Origin of the sequence: Pseudomonas sp. Irchel 3F3, from assembly GCF_900187545.1 — a bacterium.
GTDB lineage: Bacteria > Pseudomonadota > Gammaproteobacteria > Pseudomonadales > Pseudomonadaceae > Aquipseudomonas > Aquipseudomonas fortuita.
The window spans coordinates 466,770-481,988 of the sequence record NZ_FYDS01000005.1 but is presented as its reverse complement, the minus strand read 5'-3'; the positions used below and the strand labels follow the sequence as shown (position 1 = coordinate 481,988).

Annotated in this window: 14 protein-coding genes and 1 pseudogene; 8 read left to right on the top strand and 7 right to left on the bottom strand. The window is 51.7% G+C overall.

Annotation, left to right across the window (positions count from 1 at the left end):
- Window positions 1-29: 29 nt before the first annotated feature.
- Window positions 30-836, top strand: a pseudogene (locus CKW35_RS13545) (phospholipid carrier-dependent glycosyltransferase); the annotation flags it as partial.
- Window positions 837-918: 82 nt separating this feature from the next.
- On the opposite strand, the gene CKW35_RS13540 reads toward CKW35_RS13545, so the two are convergent.
- Complete coding sequence (locus CKW35_RS13540; RefSeq protein ID WP_003253450.1) at window positions 919-1,140, bottom strand: hypothetical protein; 222 nt, start codon at window positions 1,138-1,140, stop codon at window positions 919-921.
- A 266-nt stretch (window positions 1,141-1,406) separates the two neighbouring features.
- On the opposite strand from CKW35_RS13540, the gene CKW35_RS13535 reads away from it, so the two are divergent.
- Window positions 1,407-1,994: a hypothetical protein gene (locus CKW35_RS13535; protein ID WP_049696539.1), complete on the top strand. Its 588-nt coding sequence runs from the start codon at window positions 1,407-1,409 to the stop codon at window positions 1,992-1,994.
- A 58-nt stretch (window positions 1,995-2,052) separates the two neighbouring features.
- Here CKW35_RS13535 and CKW35_RS13530 read toward each other — a convergent pair whose 3' ends face one another.
- Together CKW35_RS13530 and CKW35_RS13525 are read right to left on the bottom strand one after the other, a co-directional pair.
- On the bottom strand, window positions 2,053-3,471 hold the full coding sequence (locus CKW35_RS13530; RefSeq protein ID WP_049696538.1) for a heavy metal sensor histidine kinase: 1,419 nt from the start codon (window positions 3,469-3,471) through the stop codon (window positions 2,053-2,055).
- Window positions 3,468-4,142 carry a heavy metal response regulator transcription factor gene (locus CKW35_RS13525; RefSeq protein ID WP_003253457.1) on the bottom strand — a complete coding sequence of 225 codons (675 nt, stop codon included), beginning with the start codon at window positions 4,140-4,142 and terminating at the stop codon, window positions 3,468-3,470. Before CKW35_RS13525 ends, CKW35_RS13530 begins: the two co-directional genes overlap by 4 nt.
- 689 nt (window positions 4,143-4,831) lie before the next feature.
- On the opposite strand from CKW35_RS13525, the gene CKW35_RS13520 reads away from it, so the two are divergent.
- Window positions 4,832-5,158 (top strand): DUF2790 domain-containing protein, encoded by a 327-nt coding sequence (locus CKW35_RS13520; RefSeq protein WP_049696537.1) that lies wholly within the window; start codon window positions 4,832-4,834, stop codon window positions 5,156-5,158.
- A 32-nt stretch (window positions 5,159-5,190) separates the two neighbouring features.
- On the opposite strand, the gene CKW35_RS13515 is transcribed toward CKW35_RS13520, so the two are convergent.
- The 3 genes from CKW35_RS13515 to CKW35_RS13505 form a co-directional block, all read right to left on the bottom strand.
- On the bottom strand, window positions 5,191-5,541 hold the full coding sequence (locus CKW35_RS13515; protein ID WP_049696536.1) for a DUF3147 family protein: 351 nt from the start codon (window positions 5,539-5,541) through the stop codon (window positions 5,191-5,193).
- Window positions 5,542-5,699: 158 nt separating this feature from the next.
- Window positions 5,700-6,605, bottom strand: coding sequence for a cation diffusion facilitator family transporter (locus tag CKW35_RS13510; protein ID WP_049696535.1), 906 nt, complete (start codon window positions 6,603-6,605; stop codon window positions 5,700-5,702).
- A 54-nt stretch (window positions 6,606-6,659) separates the two neighbouring features.
- Window positions 6,660-6,998, bottom strand: a complete 339-nt coding sequence (locus CKW35_RS13505) for a zinc ribbon domain-containing protein (protein ID WP_080992907.1) — start codon at window positions 6,996-6,998, stop codon at window positions 6,660-6,662.
- A 490-nt stretch (window positions 6,999-7,488) separates the two neighbouring features.
- On the opposite strand from CKW35_RS13505, the gene CKW35_RS13500 reads away from it, so the two are divergent.
- The 3 genes from CKW35_RS13500 (at window position 7,489) to CKW35_RS28580 (ending at window position 9,953) form a co-directional block, all read left to right on the top strand.
- Window positions 7,489-9,186 carry a phosphoethanolamine transferase gene (locus CKW35_RS13500; RefSeq protein ID WP_049696533.1) on the top strand — a complete coding sequence of 566 codons (1,698 nt, stop codon included), beginning with the start codon at window positions 7,489-7,491 and terminating at the stop codon, window positions 9,184-9,186.
- Between the two features lie 122 nt (window positions 9,187-9,308).
- Window positions 9,309-9,437 (top strand): hypothetical protein, encoded by a 129-nt coding sequence (locus CKW35_RS28585; RefSeq protein WP_003253468.1) that lies wholly within the window; start codon window positions 9,309-9,311, stop codon window positions 9,435-9,437.
- A 252-nt stretch (window positions 9,438-9,689) separates the two neighbouring features.
- On the top strand, window positions 9,690-9,953 hold the full coding sequence (locus tag CKW35_RS28580) for a hypothetical protein (protein WP_049696532.1): 264 nt from the start codon (window positions 9,690-9,692) through the stop codon (window positions 9,951-9,953).
- A gap of 273 nt (window positions 9,954-10,226) precedes the next feature.
- On the opposite strand, the gene CKW35_RS13490 is transcribed toward CKW35_RS28580, so the two are convergent.
- Window positions 10,227-10,571, bottom strand: coding sequence for a cupin domain-containing protein (locus tag CKW35_RS13490; protein WP_080992906.1), 345 nt, complete (start codon window positions 10,569-10,571; stop codon window positions 10,227-10,229).
- A 280-nt stretch (window positions 10,572-10,851) separates the two neighbouring features.
- Here CKW35_RS13490 and CKW35_RS13485 point away from each other — a divergent pair, with 280 nt between their 5' ends.
- Complete coding sequence (locus tag CKW35_RS13485) at window positions 10,852-14,496, top strand: VPA1269 family protein (protein ID WP_159971676.1); 3,645 nt, start codon at window positions 10,852-10,854, stop codon at window positions 14,494-14,496.
- A complete protein-coding gene (gene gmtX, locus CKW35_RS13480; RefSeq protein WP_049696531.1) occupies window positions 14,486-15,118 on the top strand; it encodes a gamma-mobile-trio protein GmtX in 633 nt (210 codons plus the stop codon). The genes CKW35_RS13485 and gmtX overlap by 11 nt, the downstream gene beginning before the upstream one ends.
- Window positions 15,119-15,219: the final 101 nt, after the last annotated feature.

The window sequence follows — 15,219 nt, the reverse complement described above, 5'->3', positions numbered from 1 at the left end:
GTGTGACTATCAGTACCAACCAAAGTGTCGGGATATCCGTGCCATGGTATGTCGCGGCCGAGATGAAAACGCCCGGCTTCATGGAGTACTTCTTCGTTGGTGAGCACTGGAGCCGCTACGTCGTCAGTAACTGGGCAGGGGACCTCTATGGTAGTGCACATGCCAAGCCGTACGGCAGCATCTGGATCCAGCTCGGATTGTCGCTACTGCCATGGGCCTTGTTTCTACCACTGTTGATCCGCAAGCGTGGATCGATGCAGCGCTTCGAAGCCTACCTCTGGCTGTGGGCCTTGGCGACACCAGTCTTCTTCACATTTGCAGGCAACATTCTGTGGACCTACCTGCTACCCGCGCTGCCAGCGTGGGCATTGCTGCTGTCTGCACGGGTCAGCGAAGTTGGCCCGAAGACCACCTGGGCTGCCGCTGCGAGCGCATTGGTGTTGCCAATCAGCGGTGCGGGCATCATCTACGCCGGGGTACTAGAGGAGCGCCCTCAGAATCAGCGAGATGTCGTTCAAGCTTGGCTCAATGTGCAGTCTGCTCATTCCGCTCCCTTGATCTATCCTGGCCGCCGCTCTTATTCGTCGGAGTTTTACAGCAGCGGGAAGTCCGAGAACCTCAAGGATTCTGCCAAGTGGCCGCGGGATGGCTCGTTCTACCTGTCCAGGCGCTTGAGAGATAGCAAGGATGGAATGCCTGCTGATCTGGCTTGCACAGCGATCACGGAAGCGAACGCTAGCCAGCTCCTGCTGTGCCATTGGAAACGCACCGAACAAGGTGCCGAGGGTCTGGCTGGAGAAAGCAATGTGGGAACGCCTCGCAAGAACGAAGGCTAAATTCCATGCACAAAAAAACCAGGTTTTACCCTGGCTTTTTTGTCGATTACTTTCGTCATTTGAAGTCCTATTTAACCGCCGATTAATTGTCGGCTTGTTCCTTACCATCCTTGCTTTCTTTCTTTTGCTCTTGAGCGACTTGTTGTTTGTTCTGGTCCGAAGAGTCATCGCTCCATAGGCGAGCCTGTTCGGTTCGGAAGTTCTCGTTGAACTGTTTCGCTCGCTCGAAGCCGCCTTCAGCGTAAGCGGTACCCATGAGACCCAGCAGCAGGCTGCCAATAGCGATAGATTTGACAAATTTCATTGTGAACCTCGGTTCATACTAGGCCTGCCTGAATAGCGGCCTTTGTTGGTTTGTAGTTTAGGAACGCGAAGCTAACGACAAGGTGAGTCAATAATTACAATTCCGTAATTTTGGCTGCAGATAGGATGCGTTAAATCCTCAAATCTGGAAGGATCATGTCTATCTCGGCACTGTCGAGGGCGACTTCGAATTTTATCTTAAATTACAATTTTGATATCTAGCGCGTTAATTCAGCGCGGCGTTGTTGGCCGCCCTAGGAGATAGCCATGAATGACATAGAGCCCTGGGCAGTTGCTATCGGTGACTTTCGCCGCTGCACTGAAAAACTCACTGTCCAGCTCGATGAGCTGACCTCGCAGACGCGCACCTCCAGCGCTGTTCTGGAGAGGTCGAACGAACTGGTGGAGCAGGTGGGCGCTGTCGGCCGGCAGATTCAGGAGGAGGTGCGAAAGGCGGAGAAGGCTTGGTCGAACGCGGAAGAGGTTGCCTTGCGCGCCGCTGCTTCAGCGTATTCAGCTGCATGCCGGGGAGTCGACACCGCCATCCAGCCACTGATCTCGGAGCTTACAGCAGCGACAAAGGCTGCGGATGCCTCTATCCAGGAGCTCAAGCGTGCTCCGGTGCTGGCCAAGCGTTATGTGATGGTGGTCGCCACGGCGTTCTTCATTCTCGCGCTGATCTGTGTCTACTCGACCATGCGCCTGATCGATGCCGCCGGCAGCGTAAGTGCTCAAGAGAAAGTGAATGCTCAGTACTTCTCCCACCTGTGGAAGAATGCCAATCCTGACGAGCAGAAGATCATCAAGTCGGTGATTCTGCGGTCGCCCATGGACCCTGTGGTCCTCCGGCACTGATGCATTGAGGCAAACAAAAAGGCCCGTCGATGGACGGGCCTATTCATGTCTGCGCGGTTTAAGCAGCGTTCATTGCCGGCTGCATCAACTGGGCTGCAGGAAAGTGAAGGTGGAACCAGGTGAAGTTTTCTTCGGTCACCTCCACGCTCGCCGACCCTTGGTGCAGGCTCATGATCGACTGCACGATGGCCAAGCCAAGACCGGTACCGCCTTCGCTCCGTGCTCGGCTCTTGTCCACGCGGTAGAACCGCTCAAACAAGTGCGCATGGTGTTCCTTGGCGATCCCGCGGCCGGGGTTTCCAACACTCAACGTCGTACCGCTCGCACTATGCTGTACCTTCACGTAGACCGTGCGGCCGCGAGGGCAGTAGCGGATCGCATTCGACACGAGGTTCGAGACGGCCCGTTGAACCATCAGACGGTTCCCGCGTACCACATCATCACTACCAGAGATCTGCAACTGGATCTCGCCTTCCTCTGCCGAAATGCTGAAGAGGTCGCACACGCGCTGAACCTCGTCGACCAGGGACACGGGTTCGAATTCCACCATGGATGCTGGGTGACTGACCTGGGCCAAGAACAGCATGTCGGAAACCATGCGGCTCATGCGGTCCAACTCTTCTGTGCACGACTCCAGAACCTCCCGGTACTCGGAAAGTGATCGCTCTCTGGTCAAGGCAACCTGGGCCTTGCCCATCAGGTTGGAGAGCGGTGCCCGTAGTTCGTGAGCGAGGTCGTCAGAGAACTGCGATAGCTGCTGAACCCCATCATCCAGGCGAGCCAGCATGATGTTAATCCCGTCGGCGAGCATTTTGAGTTCTGCCGGCATCCCATCAGTTGGAAGGCGATGGTCGAGGCTCTCGGTTGAGATCTTCGACGCGATCTTGAGGAACTTGGTCAGCGGCAGCAGGCCTCTGCGCACAGTCCACCAGCCAATGGCCAGGATCAGCGCGAGGATGACGGGAGACATCATCAAGGCCCAAGTCAGCAACGCATCAAGCAGTGCCTCACTGGATGACTGGTCCATGGTCATATAGACGCTGACCTCTGTTCCATCTCCCAAGCGCATGATCCGAGAAGCACTTAGCAAAGGACGGTCCTGCGTATCCCGCCATTCGTGCTCTTTGGGCTGGGCTGCCGGCTGAAACTTGTGCACCTCCAGATTGACCTGTTTCGAGCCAATCGAGAGCAGGGGAGTCTGATTCTGTGAGGTGTCGAATATGCTCACATACAGGTTGTTGTGGCCCATGACCAAATCGACAAGCTGATGCGCATCCGCGTTGACGCCGGAGATGTCCGGGATGGTGGACAGGTTGTGCGCCATCCCCGCCATCTTTACTTCCAGATCCGCTCTGGCATTTCTTTCCAGAGCCTTGCCAACCATCAGATAGCCGAAGGTGGCGAACAGAAGCAGCAATGCTGCGCTCATCAACCCAACTTTTAACCCCAGCTTTGCAGCCAGGCTGAATGGCCTCATGCGCGTTCCTCAAAAACGTACCCAACGCCACGAAGCGTGTGAATGAGCTTGGTTTCAAACGGGTCATCGATTTTCGAGCGCAAGCGCCGGATGGCGACATCGATGACATTGGTGTCGCAGTCGAAATTCATATCCCACACCAACGAGATGATTTGGGAACGAGTCAGCGCTTCGCCCGTTCTGCTCATGAGCAGGTGCAGGAGCGCAAACTCCTTGGTAGTGAGATCGATGCGAGTGCCGCCGCGGAAGACCCGGTGGCGCACCGAGTCGAGTTCCAGGTCTGCAATTTTAAGTGAGCTCTTCTCGACTAATTCATCGCCACGGCGCTGCAGCGAGCGGATGCGAGCAAGCAACTCTGGAAATTCGAAGGGCTTCACGAGGTAGTCATCCGCGCCGCCGTCCAAGCCCTTGAGCTTGTCATTGATGCGACCGCGGGCGGTCAGCATGATGATGCGAACCCGGCTGGTTTTCCTGATGGTTTCCAGCAGGTCCCAACCGTCGATACCCGGGAGGTTCACGTCCAGGAGGACCAACGAATAGACATTAGTGTTGAACAAGTGCAGGGCATCTACACCGTTGTGCACGATATCTACGACATACCCGCTTTCGGATAGGCCCTGCTGAAGATATTCGGCAGTTTTAATTTCGTCTTCCACAACTAGAACGCGCATAACTTATCTCAAGGTGTGAGGAAGGAGTTGGCCTAATCCGCCAAGATTATGGTTGCAGGCTGTTCGAAAGTTTGGCTGAGGGTATGGCATGTGGTAGTCGCTACCTCTGTCCATACGCCGGGTCACCTGAAGACGCTTGAATCTTAACGCGAAGAAGCTGGCCGCGGCGAAATCCTACAAATTTGTAATGTAGCCGCAAGATTTCTGACAGTCATGCAGGCTCCACCCCTAAGCATAGCGGATTCTGGGGCCTGCGGCGGTGTATGACAGATTCGCCTGGCAGGTGGGATCGGCCAGGACAGGCAGCATTTCGGTCGTTAGCTTACAAGGACTGGTACTGGCCTTGGGTCGAGGGCGCCACGCAGGCAGACCCCATGCACGGCCGCAAACCGCAGCGCCTTTCTGCAAATTAGTTCACGTGGCGATTCGATATTCTCTCGAATAATTATCTTACAATCTATTACATGTCCAAATTGTAATTGCGCGATCATCTTGGTGTTAGCCTCCTTTGCTAGTTTAAGGGGAGCGGAAGAGGCATCGCTGCTTTGGAAAATGTCTCATTTCAAAGCAGCTTGGCAAGAGCATCGAGCAGTTGTTCGCGCCAGTGCATTCACCTGTAAACCATACGCTCCTTTGGTAGGTGAATTTTAGCGCCCCCCTACGGGCGCTTTTTTATTAAGGGACTTCTTATGAACACTACTGTATCAGCGATCGCCGTGTTTATGCTCTTAACATCACTAACAGCCAATGCCCAAAGCGGTATGGAGATCAATCAACGCATAGAGCGTTCTGCTAGAGAGGCTACTGCGGATTATGCTCAACGCGTAAAAAAGCCCATGCCTCAACTAGAAGACTACGCCTACGGCATGGACCTGGACGTTGGTAAGTTGGTGTATGTATCACCCAGCGTGCGGTACTGCGGGAATGTAAGAAGCATGATGACCTACGAAGACTCGAAAGGCGAACTGCACATGGTTCGCTACCTGGTGAAGGGCGAGTGCGTTAATAGCCGTTAAGACTCATCAAGATGATCCCTACGGCCACCGGATCATAGAAGCTCAATGCCGAACCGGCGCAGCAGTATGACGAAGCCCCCGAAGCTGGCCATTGTGATGAGGATGCTGCTGATCAGTGTCGGCCAAAAGCCGAGCTTAGGTAGCAGCAACGGAAAAGCGATAAACATCGGCAGGGTCGGAAGCACGTACCAGAACGTGTACCAGGCATGGTTGGAGATCTTCTCCATGCTCTGGTTCTCCAAATAGAGCCAGACCAGCGTCAACACCGTGACCAAGGGTAGGGCGGCGACCAGGCCGCCCAGCTTGTCACTGCGTTTCGCCAGCTCTGATACGAGAATCACTATACCGGCAGTGAGTAGGTACTTCGTGATGATCCAAGCCATCGCTGAGCCTTCTGGAGGTTGTGGAAGGGGGCAGGCGAAGCCATTCACCAACCCCTCTCGAAGCGCTCCTGCCGTTTACGCCATCCCTCACCGCATTTCTATTGCAGCATCACCCTCAGCCAGGAGGGTGATGTGTTTGCATGGTGTTTACCGATCGATCAGTGCGAAGGCGAGGGAACGCTCTCGTGGAAAGCTGCCCGCTCGATCTGGATGGTGCAGTGATGGATTTCAAATGCATCGCTGACAGCTTCCACGACGGCCGCCAACACAGCATCCCCATCTGCAGAATCCCGTATTACAACGTGCGACGTCATCACGTTGCTGCCACTGCTGACGGCCCAGACGTGCAAGTCATGTACGTCCGTGACGCCATCTACCCCGAGGATCGTGGCCTCGATTGCCGTAACGTCGAGCCCCCTCGGCACACCCTCCATGAGGATTTCCAGGCTTTCGCGAAGCAGCTGCCACGTCCGCGGCAGTACCCAAAGGCCGATTGCCACAGCGACAATCGTGTCGACCCAGGTCCAGCCGGTGAAGCGGATGATGAGCGCCGCGATGATTACGCCTAGCGAGCCGAGCATGTCGCTCCAAACTTCGAGGTAGGCTCCTTTGACGTTGAGGCTTTCGTTGCTCGCTGATGCCAGAAGGCGCATCGAGATTAGGTTGATGATCAGGCCGGCGATTGCGATCCACATCATCGCTCCGGTAGCGATCTCCGCCGGCATGAAGAAGCGCTGGTAGGCCTCGTACAAGATGTACATCGCCACGAGAAAGAGCAGCACGGCATTGAACGTCGAAGCCAGAATCTCCAGACGCGCATAGCCGAAGGTTCTTTTTTGATCCGCCGGCCGCTTGGCTATCTGAAGTGCAATCAGTGATATCGCCAAGGCGGCAGTATCTGTGAACATGTGAGATGCGTCCGACAGCAGCGCCAGGCTGCCGGTAATCCACGCACCGATCACTTCTGCAATCATGAAGCTGCCAGTCAAGGCGAGCGCCATGATTAGCTTCTTCTGATGCCCCTCGCGTACTGCAGCGCTGCCATGGTCATGATTTGAACCCACGTATTTCTCCTTGCGCAGGGTTGTGGTCTCGTTGGCCTTCCTGTCTGCCTAGCCTCAGAGCGTCGCTTGGCCACACTGGCTGCAAAATCTTGCTCCTGCACTCAGCAACGAGCCGCAGGCGGTGCAACCACTCGATAGTGGTGTTCCGCAGTTTAGACAAAAGCGTGCTGACGCATCGTTGGCCGTCCGGCACTGTCTGCAGGCCTGCAGATCTTTAATGGGGGCTGGAGTGGCAGGGCGCCCGCCGTCATACACCTGGTTGCCGCCGTCGCAGCCCTGCTGCCGGCCATGGCGGTCATATTGCTCGGCCCCATGTCCTCCGCTGTGGTGCTTGCCTCCGCCGTGGTTTCCACGGCCATGGTGTCCGCCCAGGAAATTTTTGAAAAAGCTCATGGTATTCGCCCCTCATTGATGGGTGACATATTAACGAGCAAAAGTTGAAAATAATGTTCTGCTCGCAAGAAAGACTTATAAGTTCAAGTGAAAGTTCAGAATTAGCCTACGACAAAACAAAGCCGTTTTGTTTGTGAAGTTAAATTTATCTAGCTGAGCGGTGCTCTGCGCTGAATGGGCAGTGCTCCCCTAATTTTGATCATAGCGCGAATCATGGCAATCAAAACAGCAGTTATTGTATTTCTGTCAGCATTGTAATCACGAGGTCATCGTGTCGTTATCAAGTGCCAGAAATAATGCGCTCAGCAAGATTTATTTCTCTTTTATCCCTATGCCTCACACATTCTAAGCGTCTCCAACGCCAAGGGACCTAAGGCCTCTGGCGCTCCGCACATTGCGCAATCGCTCAGCATCTGTCGATGGTTTGCATAGCTGCTCCCGCTAACTCCATAGCGAACGCCATGGATAAGCAGCCTCTCAGAGTTTGATAATGACACATTCAAAATCCATTGTTTACACCCTGTTAAGCAAATGGATCTTTGCTATTCGCAATGCCCGGCAGGAAGGAATCAGTACTAATCTGCTAATCGGCCTGGTAACTTTTTGGTTACTGCTATTCGCGAATGCTGAGCTCTGGAATGTGCTCTGGAAGCTGGTATTCAAAACCGACGAAGTGAACTGGCTGCTAGCGGCTAGCCTCCCAGTCATAGTGTTCGCGTGGGTGTTTTCCGTGCTGAGCTTGCTGTCATGGGGGCGGCTGGCCAAACCCTTGCTGTGTCTGGTACTGATCAGCGCGTCTTTCGCGAGTTACTTCATGAATGCCTACGGCATCGTGATCGATTACACAATGTTCACCAACGTTGTGGAGACCGACGTCGCTGAGGCAACCGAGCTGCTGAATTGGAAGCTCGGTCTTTGGGTCGCAATGGTTGGGGTGTTGCCCGTCTACCTGATCGCCCGGGTTCCCCTCCGGCGCAAGTCTTGGGCCAAAGCTTTGGTCAGCAGGTTCATTGCTCTGTCGCTCGCTCTGTTGACCTTATCTGGCATCGCGTTGAGTCAGTACCAGTCGTATGCCTCCTTGCTGCGCAATAATCGGGAGATCCGGCTGATCCTGGTACCTACCAACTTGTTTGCGGCTGGCCATGGATACCTGAAGCGTCAGCTGGCCTCACCTAAAACGCTGACGGCCATTGGTACTGATGCGGTAGTTAATCGACAGGGTGCGGCTCGTAAACCCAGGCTGCTGGTACTGGCAGTAGGAGAGACCGCTCGCTCCGCCAACTTCTCCCTCAACGGCTACTCCCGTGAAACGAATCCGGAACTAGAAAAGCGAAATGTCATTAGCTTCACGAACGTGAGCTCCTGCGGTACCGCTACCGCGGTCTCGCTGCCATGCATGTTCCTGGACGTGGGTAAGGCCCAGTACAAAGATGGCTTGGCCAAGAGCCGAGAAGGGCTGCTCGACGTGCTTCAACGCGCTGGCATCAGTGTCATGTGGACTGACAACAACTCGGGGTGCAAAGGGGTCTGCGACAGGGTTCCCAACCACAAGGCTGCCTCTCACGCGGATTCCCAACTGTGCACCAGCGAGGAGTGTAAGGACGGGGTGCTGCTCACGGAGATGCAAGACTTCATCAAGCGCCAGGAAGGCGATGCTGTCCTGGTGCTCCACTACAAAGGCAGTCACGGCCCGGCCTACTACAAGCGCTACCCCTCGCAATTCAAGAAATTCGCACCGGTGTGCGAGACCAACGAGCTCGACAAATGTAAGCAGGAGGAGGTGGTCAATGCCTACGACAACTCAATCCTCTACACCGATTATGTGACTGCAAATCTCATCGATATCCTGGCGGCCAACACCAAGTTCGACACTGCGCTGATGTACGTTTCGGACCATGGCGAATCGCTGGGGGAGGGTGGGCTCTATCTGCACGGGCTGCCTTACGCGATGGCTCCTGACGAGCAAACAAAGGTGCCGTTGGTACTTTGGATGTCTGACTCGCTCGCGAAGAGCGAAAAGGTCAACGTGGGTTGTTTGAAAGCTCAAACCACGTCACCGCTGAGCCACGACAACCTGTTCCACACCGTGCTCGGCATGATGAACGTCCAGACGTCTTCGTATCGCTCAGCGCTGGATTTCACAGCCCCTTGCAAGCCCGTTGTCGGAGGCTCTTATTCTGGCCTCTGAATGTTCGATGTGGACCGGATCATCGGCCAGGCGGTTCTGCACCAGCCTGCTTTGACAGCTGAGAGAAGCTGGACTAATTACATAGCTGCATTCAACAACCCAAGCGGAAAAGGAAGTTTTGCATGAGCATCAAGCCAGGCCCAAAGCGCACCAATGAAGATGGCACTCCGGACAAAAGGCAGCGAGTCACCCCTGAAAAGCAGAAGGACCATCCGGACCTGAAACCCCACAAGCACAAAAAGGGGGAGTAAGAAAAAAGCAGCTCTCGGGAGCTGCTTTTTTTTGGCTGTGTGCAAACCCTCCCGACCGTCTCGCTGATCAATCGGACCGCGTCGTGAGTCTTCTGCTTTGCGTAATCGATTGGGGCTGTTCGAAGTCACTCCAAGGTGGTCACTTGTCGGGCGCGACTCACAAACAGCTTAGATCGGCTTGATTGCCGCCTCGCTTTGGCTAGCTTGGAATCCATCGCTATCCATCGCTATCCATCGGTTGCAGGGGGCTGCATGCGTTTGCGCGGAGATGTTTATTGGAGCTGGGCAGATCCTACGCTTCATCACCGGACCCACGAAGAGATCCTGAATGACGGATCTTATCTCGACGTGCAGGTAAGGCTTTCGCGGATAGGCGCAACGCAGCTGTTTATCGGTGTGTACGCGCCGTCGGGAACCGCGCTGTATGAGGAAGCGTTCGACACCCGGCCGAACGAATCAATGACGAGCGCGTTGGCCTGGGGAGTCGCCAGAGCGCGTGTCGTAGCTACGTTGTAAACCACTTTTTTTCACTGTAAACCACTGTGGTTTACAGTGAAAAAAAGTGGTTTACAACAGGCCTCCTCAGGCTTGAGTCAGCTCCAGAAGATCGCCCTGTTCCTCCCGGGCCATCTTCACTCAACACTGAGCCAGTCGTGAGGTTGCACCGCACAAAGTCTTCCGCATCTATGTCCCGCTTGGCAGAATTCGAAGGCGTGACGTCTGTTCGTCCTTCAGATCCGCGATCATGGTCATGCGCCGACGCGATGGCGCGGCGCTGCCATTTGACATTTAAGAGAATACAAAATATTTGCGTACGGTCTCTACTACTTCCCAAGTTCCGGAAAAGCCAGGCTCAATAATAAATTTGTCGCCTGCTTTGAGGTGAAGTGGCTGCTTACCATCGGGGGTAATCACGCAATAACCTTCTTGGAAGTCGCAGTACTCCCATTTGGTATAGGCCACGCGCCATTTACCGGGCGTGCATATCCATGTGCCCATTATCTTCGATCCATCTTCCGATGTGTACGAGTTCAGATTGACAGTGTGAGGTTCGCCTGATAGCCGTTCCCAGGTGCATGCGTCAAGAACTGGTAAAGGGGAGGTGTCGCGCAGTACAACGATTAGGTCTTTCATAGAATATGTTCGTGTGGTGATGATGTTTTAGTAGCATCACAAAATACGTCAGATGAGAGATGTCTGTGCCCGACATTAATATGCCTGTTTGCGAATCTCTGTCTGGGGCTATCCAAATGAAGGTGAACATTAAGCTGTATTTTTATCTGGTTATCAGCTCAGATGGTCGATGTTTCTAGCCTGCCATTTACAAATGGTCTGAGAGTGGTGGAAAGTGGCGATATATTGAACTACGCTTTACGTTCGCCGCCGCAATAAACTAAAGTGCATGAGAGTAAAGATGCCAAAAGAATCTTATTGTAGCTATGATGAGGCTTGTCAAATAATTGCCGCGCTTGACATATGTACTGCCGGTCAATATAGGAGTCGATACAAGGAGCATCCGGGATTGCCATCAAATCCCCCAGTTTTCTTTGCGGGGAAAGGATGGGATTGTTGGTATGTGTTTCTGAATAAGGCAAAGCCAGACTTATACGAATCGTTGTCGCAAGCTCAGGCTGCAGCGAGGTTTCTAGGTGTTTCAACTCAGCAAGAATACGTGGCTCGTTATAAGGAAGACTCACGCCTGCCTTCAGATCCCGTACGGTATTACGATGAATGCAAATCTTGGAGGCATTTCTTCCAGGACGATTATGAGAAAGCTTATCCAACCTATGAAGAAGCAAAAAGCGCAGCTAGAAGGCTAGGCGTACACAACAGGAAAGAATATAAAAACCGTTACTTAGCCGATAAAAAACTGAGGTGTAATCCAAATGAAGTCTACGCGAAAACAGGTTGGGAAGGGTGGGGGGCGTTCCTTTCAGATGAGCTGGTTGCTATATACGCGAGCTATGAAGAGGCTAAGCAAGCGACAAAAAAGCTGGGGATTGTGAGTGTTCCGGATTATCGGAAAAGATATTACGAAGATCCCCGGCTCCCATCTAGCCCTGAAAAGGCTTATTCTGGCCGCGGCTGGACTAATTGGTATGATTTTTTTGATAGGCAGAAGTCTAAATTTTATCCGACCTATTCAGAGATGGAGCAGGCGGTGCATAAATTGGGAATTACGAGTAAAAAAGAGTATTTGGTTAGGCGTAAGGAAGACAAAAAATTACCCTGTGCGCCTTGGTCGGAGTACGCTTCTAAAGGCTGGGTCAGTTGGAAGTTTTTGTTTCGTTTCTTTAAGCCGCTTTTTTATAGTGATTTGGCCGAGGCTAGCGCCGCTGCTAAGCGGTTGGGGATAATAAGTGCGTCTGACTATAGAGCTAAATATAAACTGGATACTCGTCTTCCGTGCGATCCTAAGAGTCACTTTCTTCCATGGCCAGGATGGCCAAATTTCCTTGGGGTTGAGCGCGACAGGAATTACAAAACATATGAAGAAGCAAAAAAAGCTGTCGCAAATTTTGGATTTAAGTCATATGCCGAGTATAGAGACGGATATAAGCAGGATCCTCGGCTGCCGAGTGCTCCCTATCGAGCCTTCAAGCACAAAGGCTGGATCAGTATACAAGACTTTCTTTCGCTGGAAATAGCTCCTGATTATTCAGATAGCTACCCATGCTTGTGCGATGTATATGAGAAATATTTGAGATTTCAAACAAATTATGCAATACGTCGCATGGCGTTGAGGGTGCTGATAAACGGATATTTCCACGAATTAAATTTACCTGATGATCCAAAATTTTTATTATTAAGGGCTAATAAGTTTAATGCTGCGCTGTATATATCATTGATTGAGTCTCAGGCAGAGTCGCTGAGGCAGCAGATACACACGTCAATTTCGACATTTTTTCAGTGGGTTCTCGACGAAGAATGTACAGATGTCGATGGGTATGAGAGCGTCGTACTAAACGACTTCAGAAATCCGTTTTCTAGCATCCTAGCCGGATTTGCCAAAGGTTTGGGCTATTCTAAACTAGGTCAGACGAATAAACCCTCGCTTGGTTACGAGTATATTTTGAGAGCTAGAAACTACCTCGTTCCTGATTATGAGATGTCCCTATCACGACGCGTGTCCCTAAGCCAGTTAGAGCATCTCCAAGAGTTCTTCGATAGCCGCGGAGATTGGCTTGATGTCCAATTTTCGAAAATTGATGTCGATGATCCTCATACGGTATGGCGAAAGCTTGAGCGAATTGAGCGGGTTGTTGATGGGAAACGGCGTAGAGTAGTTGTGTATCAGGTATGGTCTCCGGTTCGATTTGTAGCGCTTTATACCTTGCTAAGGTTTCCCTTACGGGGGCAACAGATTCTGTGGCTGGATAGCGGAGAGGCTGACCGAGAGGTAGGAGTTGTTGACATGGAAACTGGTACAATTGAGTGGAGGAAGAATACTGGGCATCTTGCTTCGCGTGGCACCAGGAACAGTACACCTCAGGCGGCAGTTCAAAAAGGAGTAAATGGATATCCGAAGTTCTATTGCACAACCAATAAAACTGGTGCTCGTGATAAAGGATACGAAGTCGAATGGATTCCAGAGGATTTGGCGTATTGGTTGTTGGTATTGAGGGACTGGCAGGAAAGATATGCACCGCTTGATTACCCAACGCCATGGACTTCGATAAAAACACACACAGAGGTCAATAGTGAGATTTTGAAATCTCGGGGTAGCCAATGCTTTCTTTTTCGACAAGATAAAACGGGTCAGCCTATTACAACGGCAACGGCCTTCCAGACCACATTGCCTAAGCTACTTTATCTCATTCAACGGGGTGGGGAAGATCTAGCCAGGAAAAACAGTCAGTACGGACCTCGTTACCTAAGTGACTACACTCCTCACTGCTTGAGGGTTAGCCTCATCACCGCCTATATAGCGGACGGGGATGCGCCGATACATATAGTGTCGAAGCTGGTTGGGCATGCAGCGCTCGTCATGACCATTCACTATGTGAGTCTTAAGGAACACCAAATGCGGAGGCCTATGCAAGAGGCCGAGAAGCGTGCTGAATATACCGCCTGTGATGATTTGGTGCGAAACGTGCTTGCCAATGGCTTGCAATCGCAAGCTAGGAATTTGATTGCAACTGACGGGAATAGAATTTTTTTCGAAAAATCATCGACAAAATCTGCAAACGTAATTTTTGATTGGGGAATATGCCCGATGTCGGCTGCCGCCTGCAATATAGGTGGTGATCTCATTGAGAATGTATATGCCGCAGTTGAAGCTGGGTATTTAGGACAGAAAAATTGTCCTCGTTGCCGTTTCTTTGTTTCAGGGATAGCATTCTTAGGAGGATTGGTTTCATTGGCGAATGAGATGGCTCTTGAAATTCATGATGAAAGCGGTAGATATCAAGCTTATACAGCTGAACTGGATGAGTTGGAAAGCGCCTGGTACGATGCGAGCATCAAAGATCTATCTTTTGATCGGGAGCTGGACCGTAAACGTTCAGTCGCTCAACAGCAACAAAGTGCAGCAAAGCTCGAAGTGTTGTTACGTGACTATGGGGCTGTTAATCGCTACGTAATGGATTGCGTAAAAGCAATAGATCACACTGAGTCAGAAAATAGTGAGGCAGAGCTTAAGTTAGTTGTCTCGGAAGACCTGAAGGAGATGAGCTTCAGGGCCTCAGAGTCGACCTACCATCTGCTATCCGAAATCTGTCAAAATGCAACTATTTACAGATCTGCGAACCCATCTCGTGCCTTACCATTGATTTCAGAAATGATCGACAGGATGGCAGCTAATAACGGGTTGCGGCCAGCAATGTATAAGCTTACAAATGCGCAAAAGCTTGCTGCATGCAATCAGTTAAATTCGTTGCTGATGAGTCGTCTGCATTCTTGGGAAAGAATCGATAATTTGATCTCAGGGAAGTTAATGATATTGGATGTTGATGAATATCAAGCTGGTTTGACTCCCATAACATCCGAAATCAAGGCGATTTTTTCGAATTACGTATCGCTTACCTCTGGTGCGCATGGAGACGAGAATGACGAGTGAGCTTCCAGAAGTGGTATTTGAAAGGTTGATATTCGAAGCAAGTGACTCTCGACGTCGTCGAAGTCTGGAGGCGATCAACGAAGCTTGTAAGATTGCTGCGAGCCTTGAGGTAAAGGACTTCTCATACAGAGCTCTGCTGGCTATGGGACAAGCTCGCGGGTTGGCAGTACCCAGTGAAAAATCGATTGTGAATCCGACAGGGGAACATTACAGATTGCTAATCCATGCTTGGAAACAAGCATCGATGCCAGCTCCAACGCATCAATTCTCTGATGCATTATCTTGGGTCTTGAGTATCGAAGATCCGGTGCTGAAGTTAAATGTTTCTTTGCTGGTAAAGGAGTTGAAGGCGTTAAAATCAAAGATGCGTCGACAGCTTTCTAGTGGCATGACGCCCATTTTTTTAGGTGCGGTTGAAGGAAAAACACCTGAAACATACTTTCGGCTGAGGGAGGTTGAAATATCGGCGCTGAGGTTTGCAATCGATGAGGATAATCTGCGTCAGATGGGACAGATAATCGGGCCTCGTGGCGAGGTTTCGGACTCCAAGGGCCGCATCATTCAAAAACCGGGATTCAGAGATGCGATTGAAAAAGTGTTGACCTTGGAGAGGGGAGAGTAGCAAAGGGCCTTACCGGTGGCTTCGATTTAGGAAAAGGACGTTTGGGTATCCTAGAATTCTTCCCAAAAAAAGCTCAAGAAAAACAAGTTGATAACGTATTT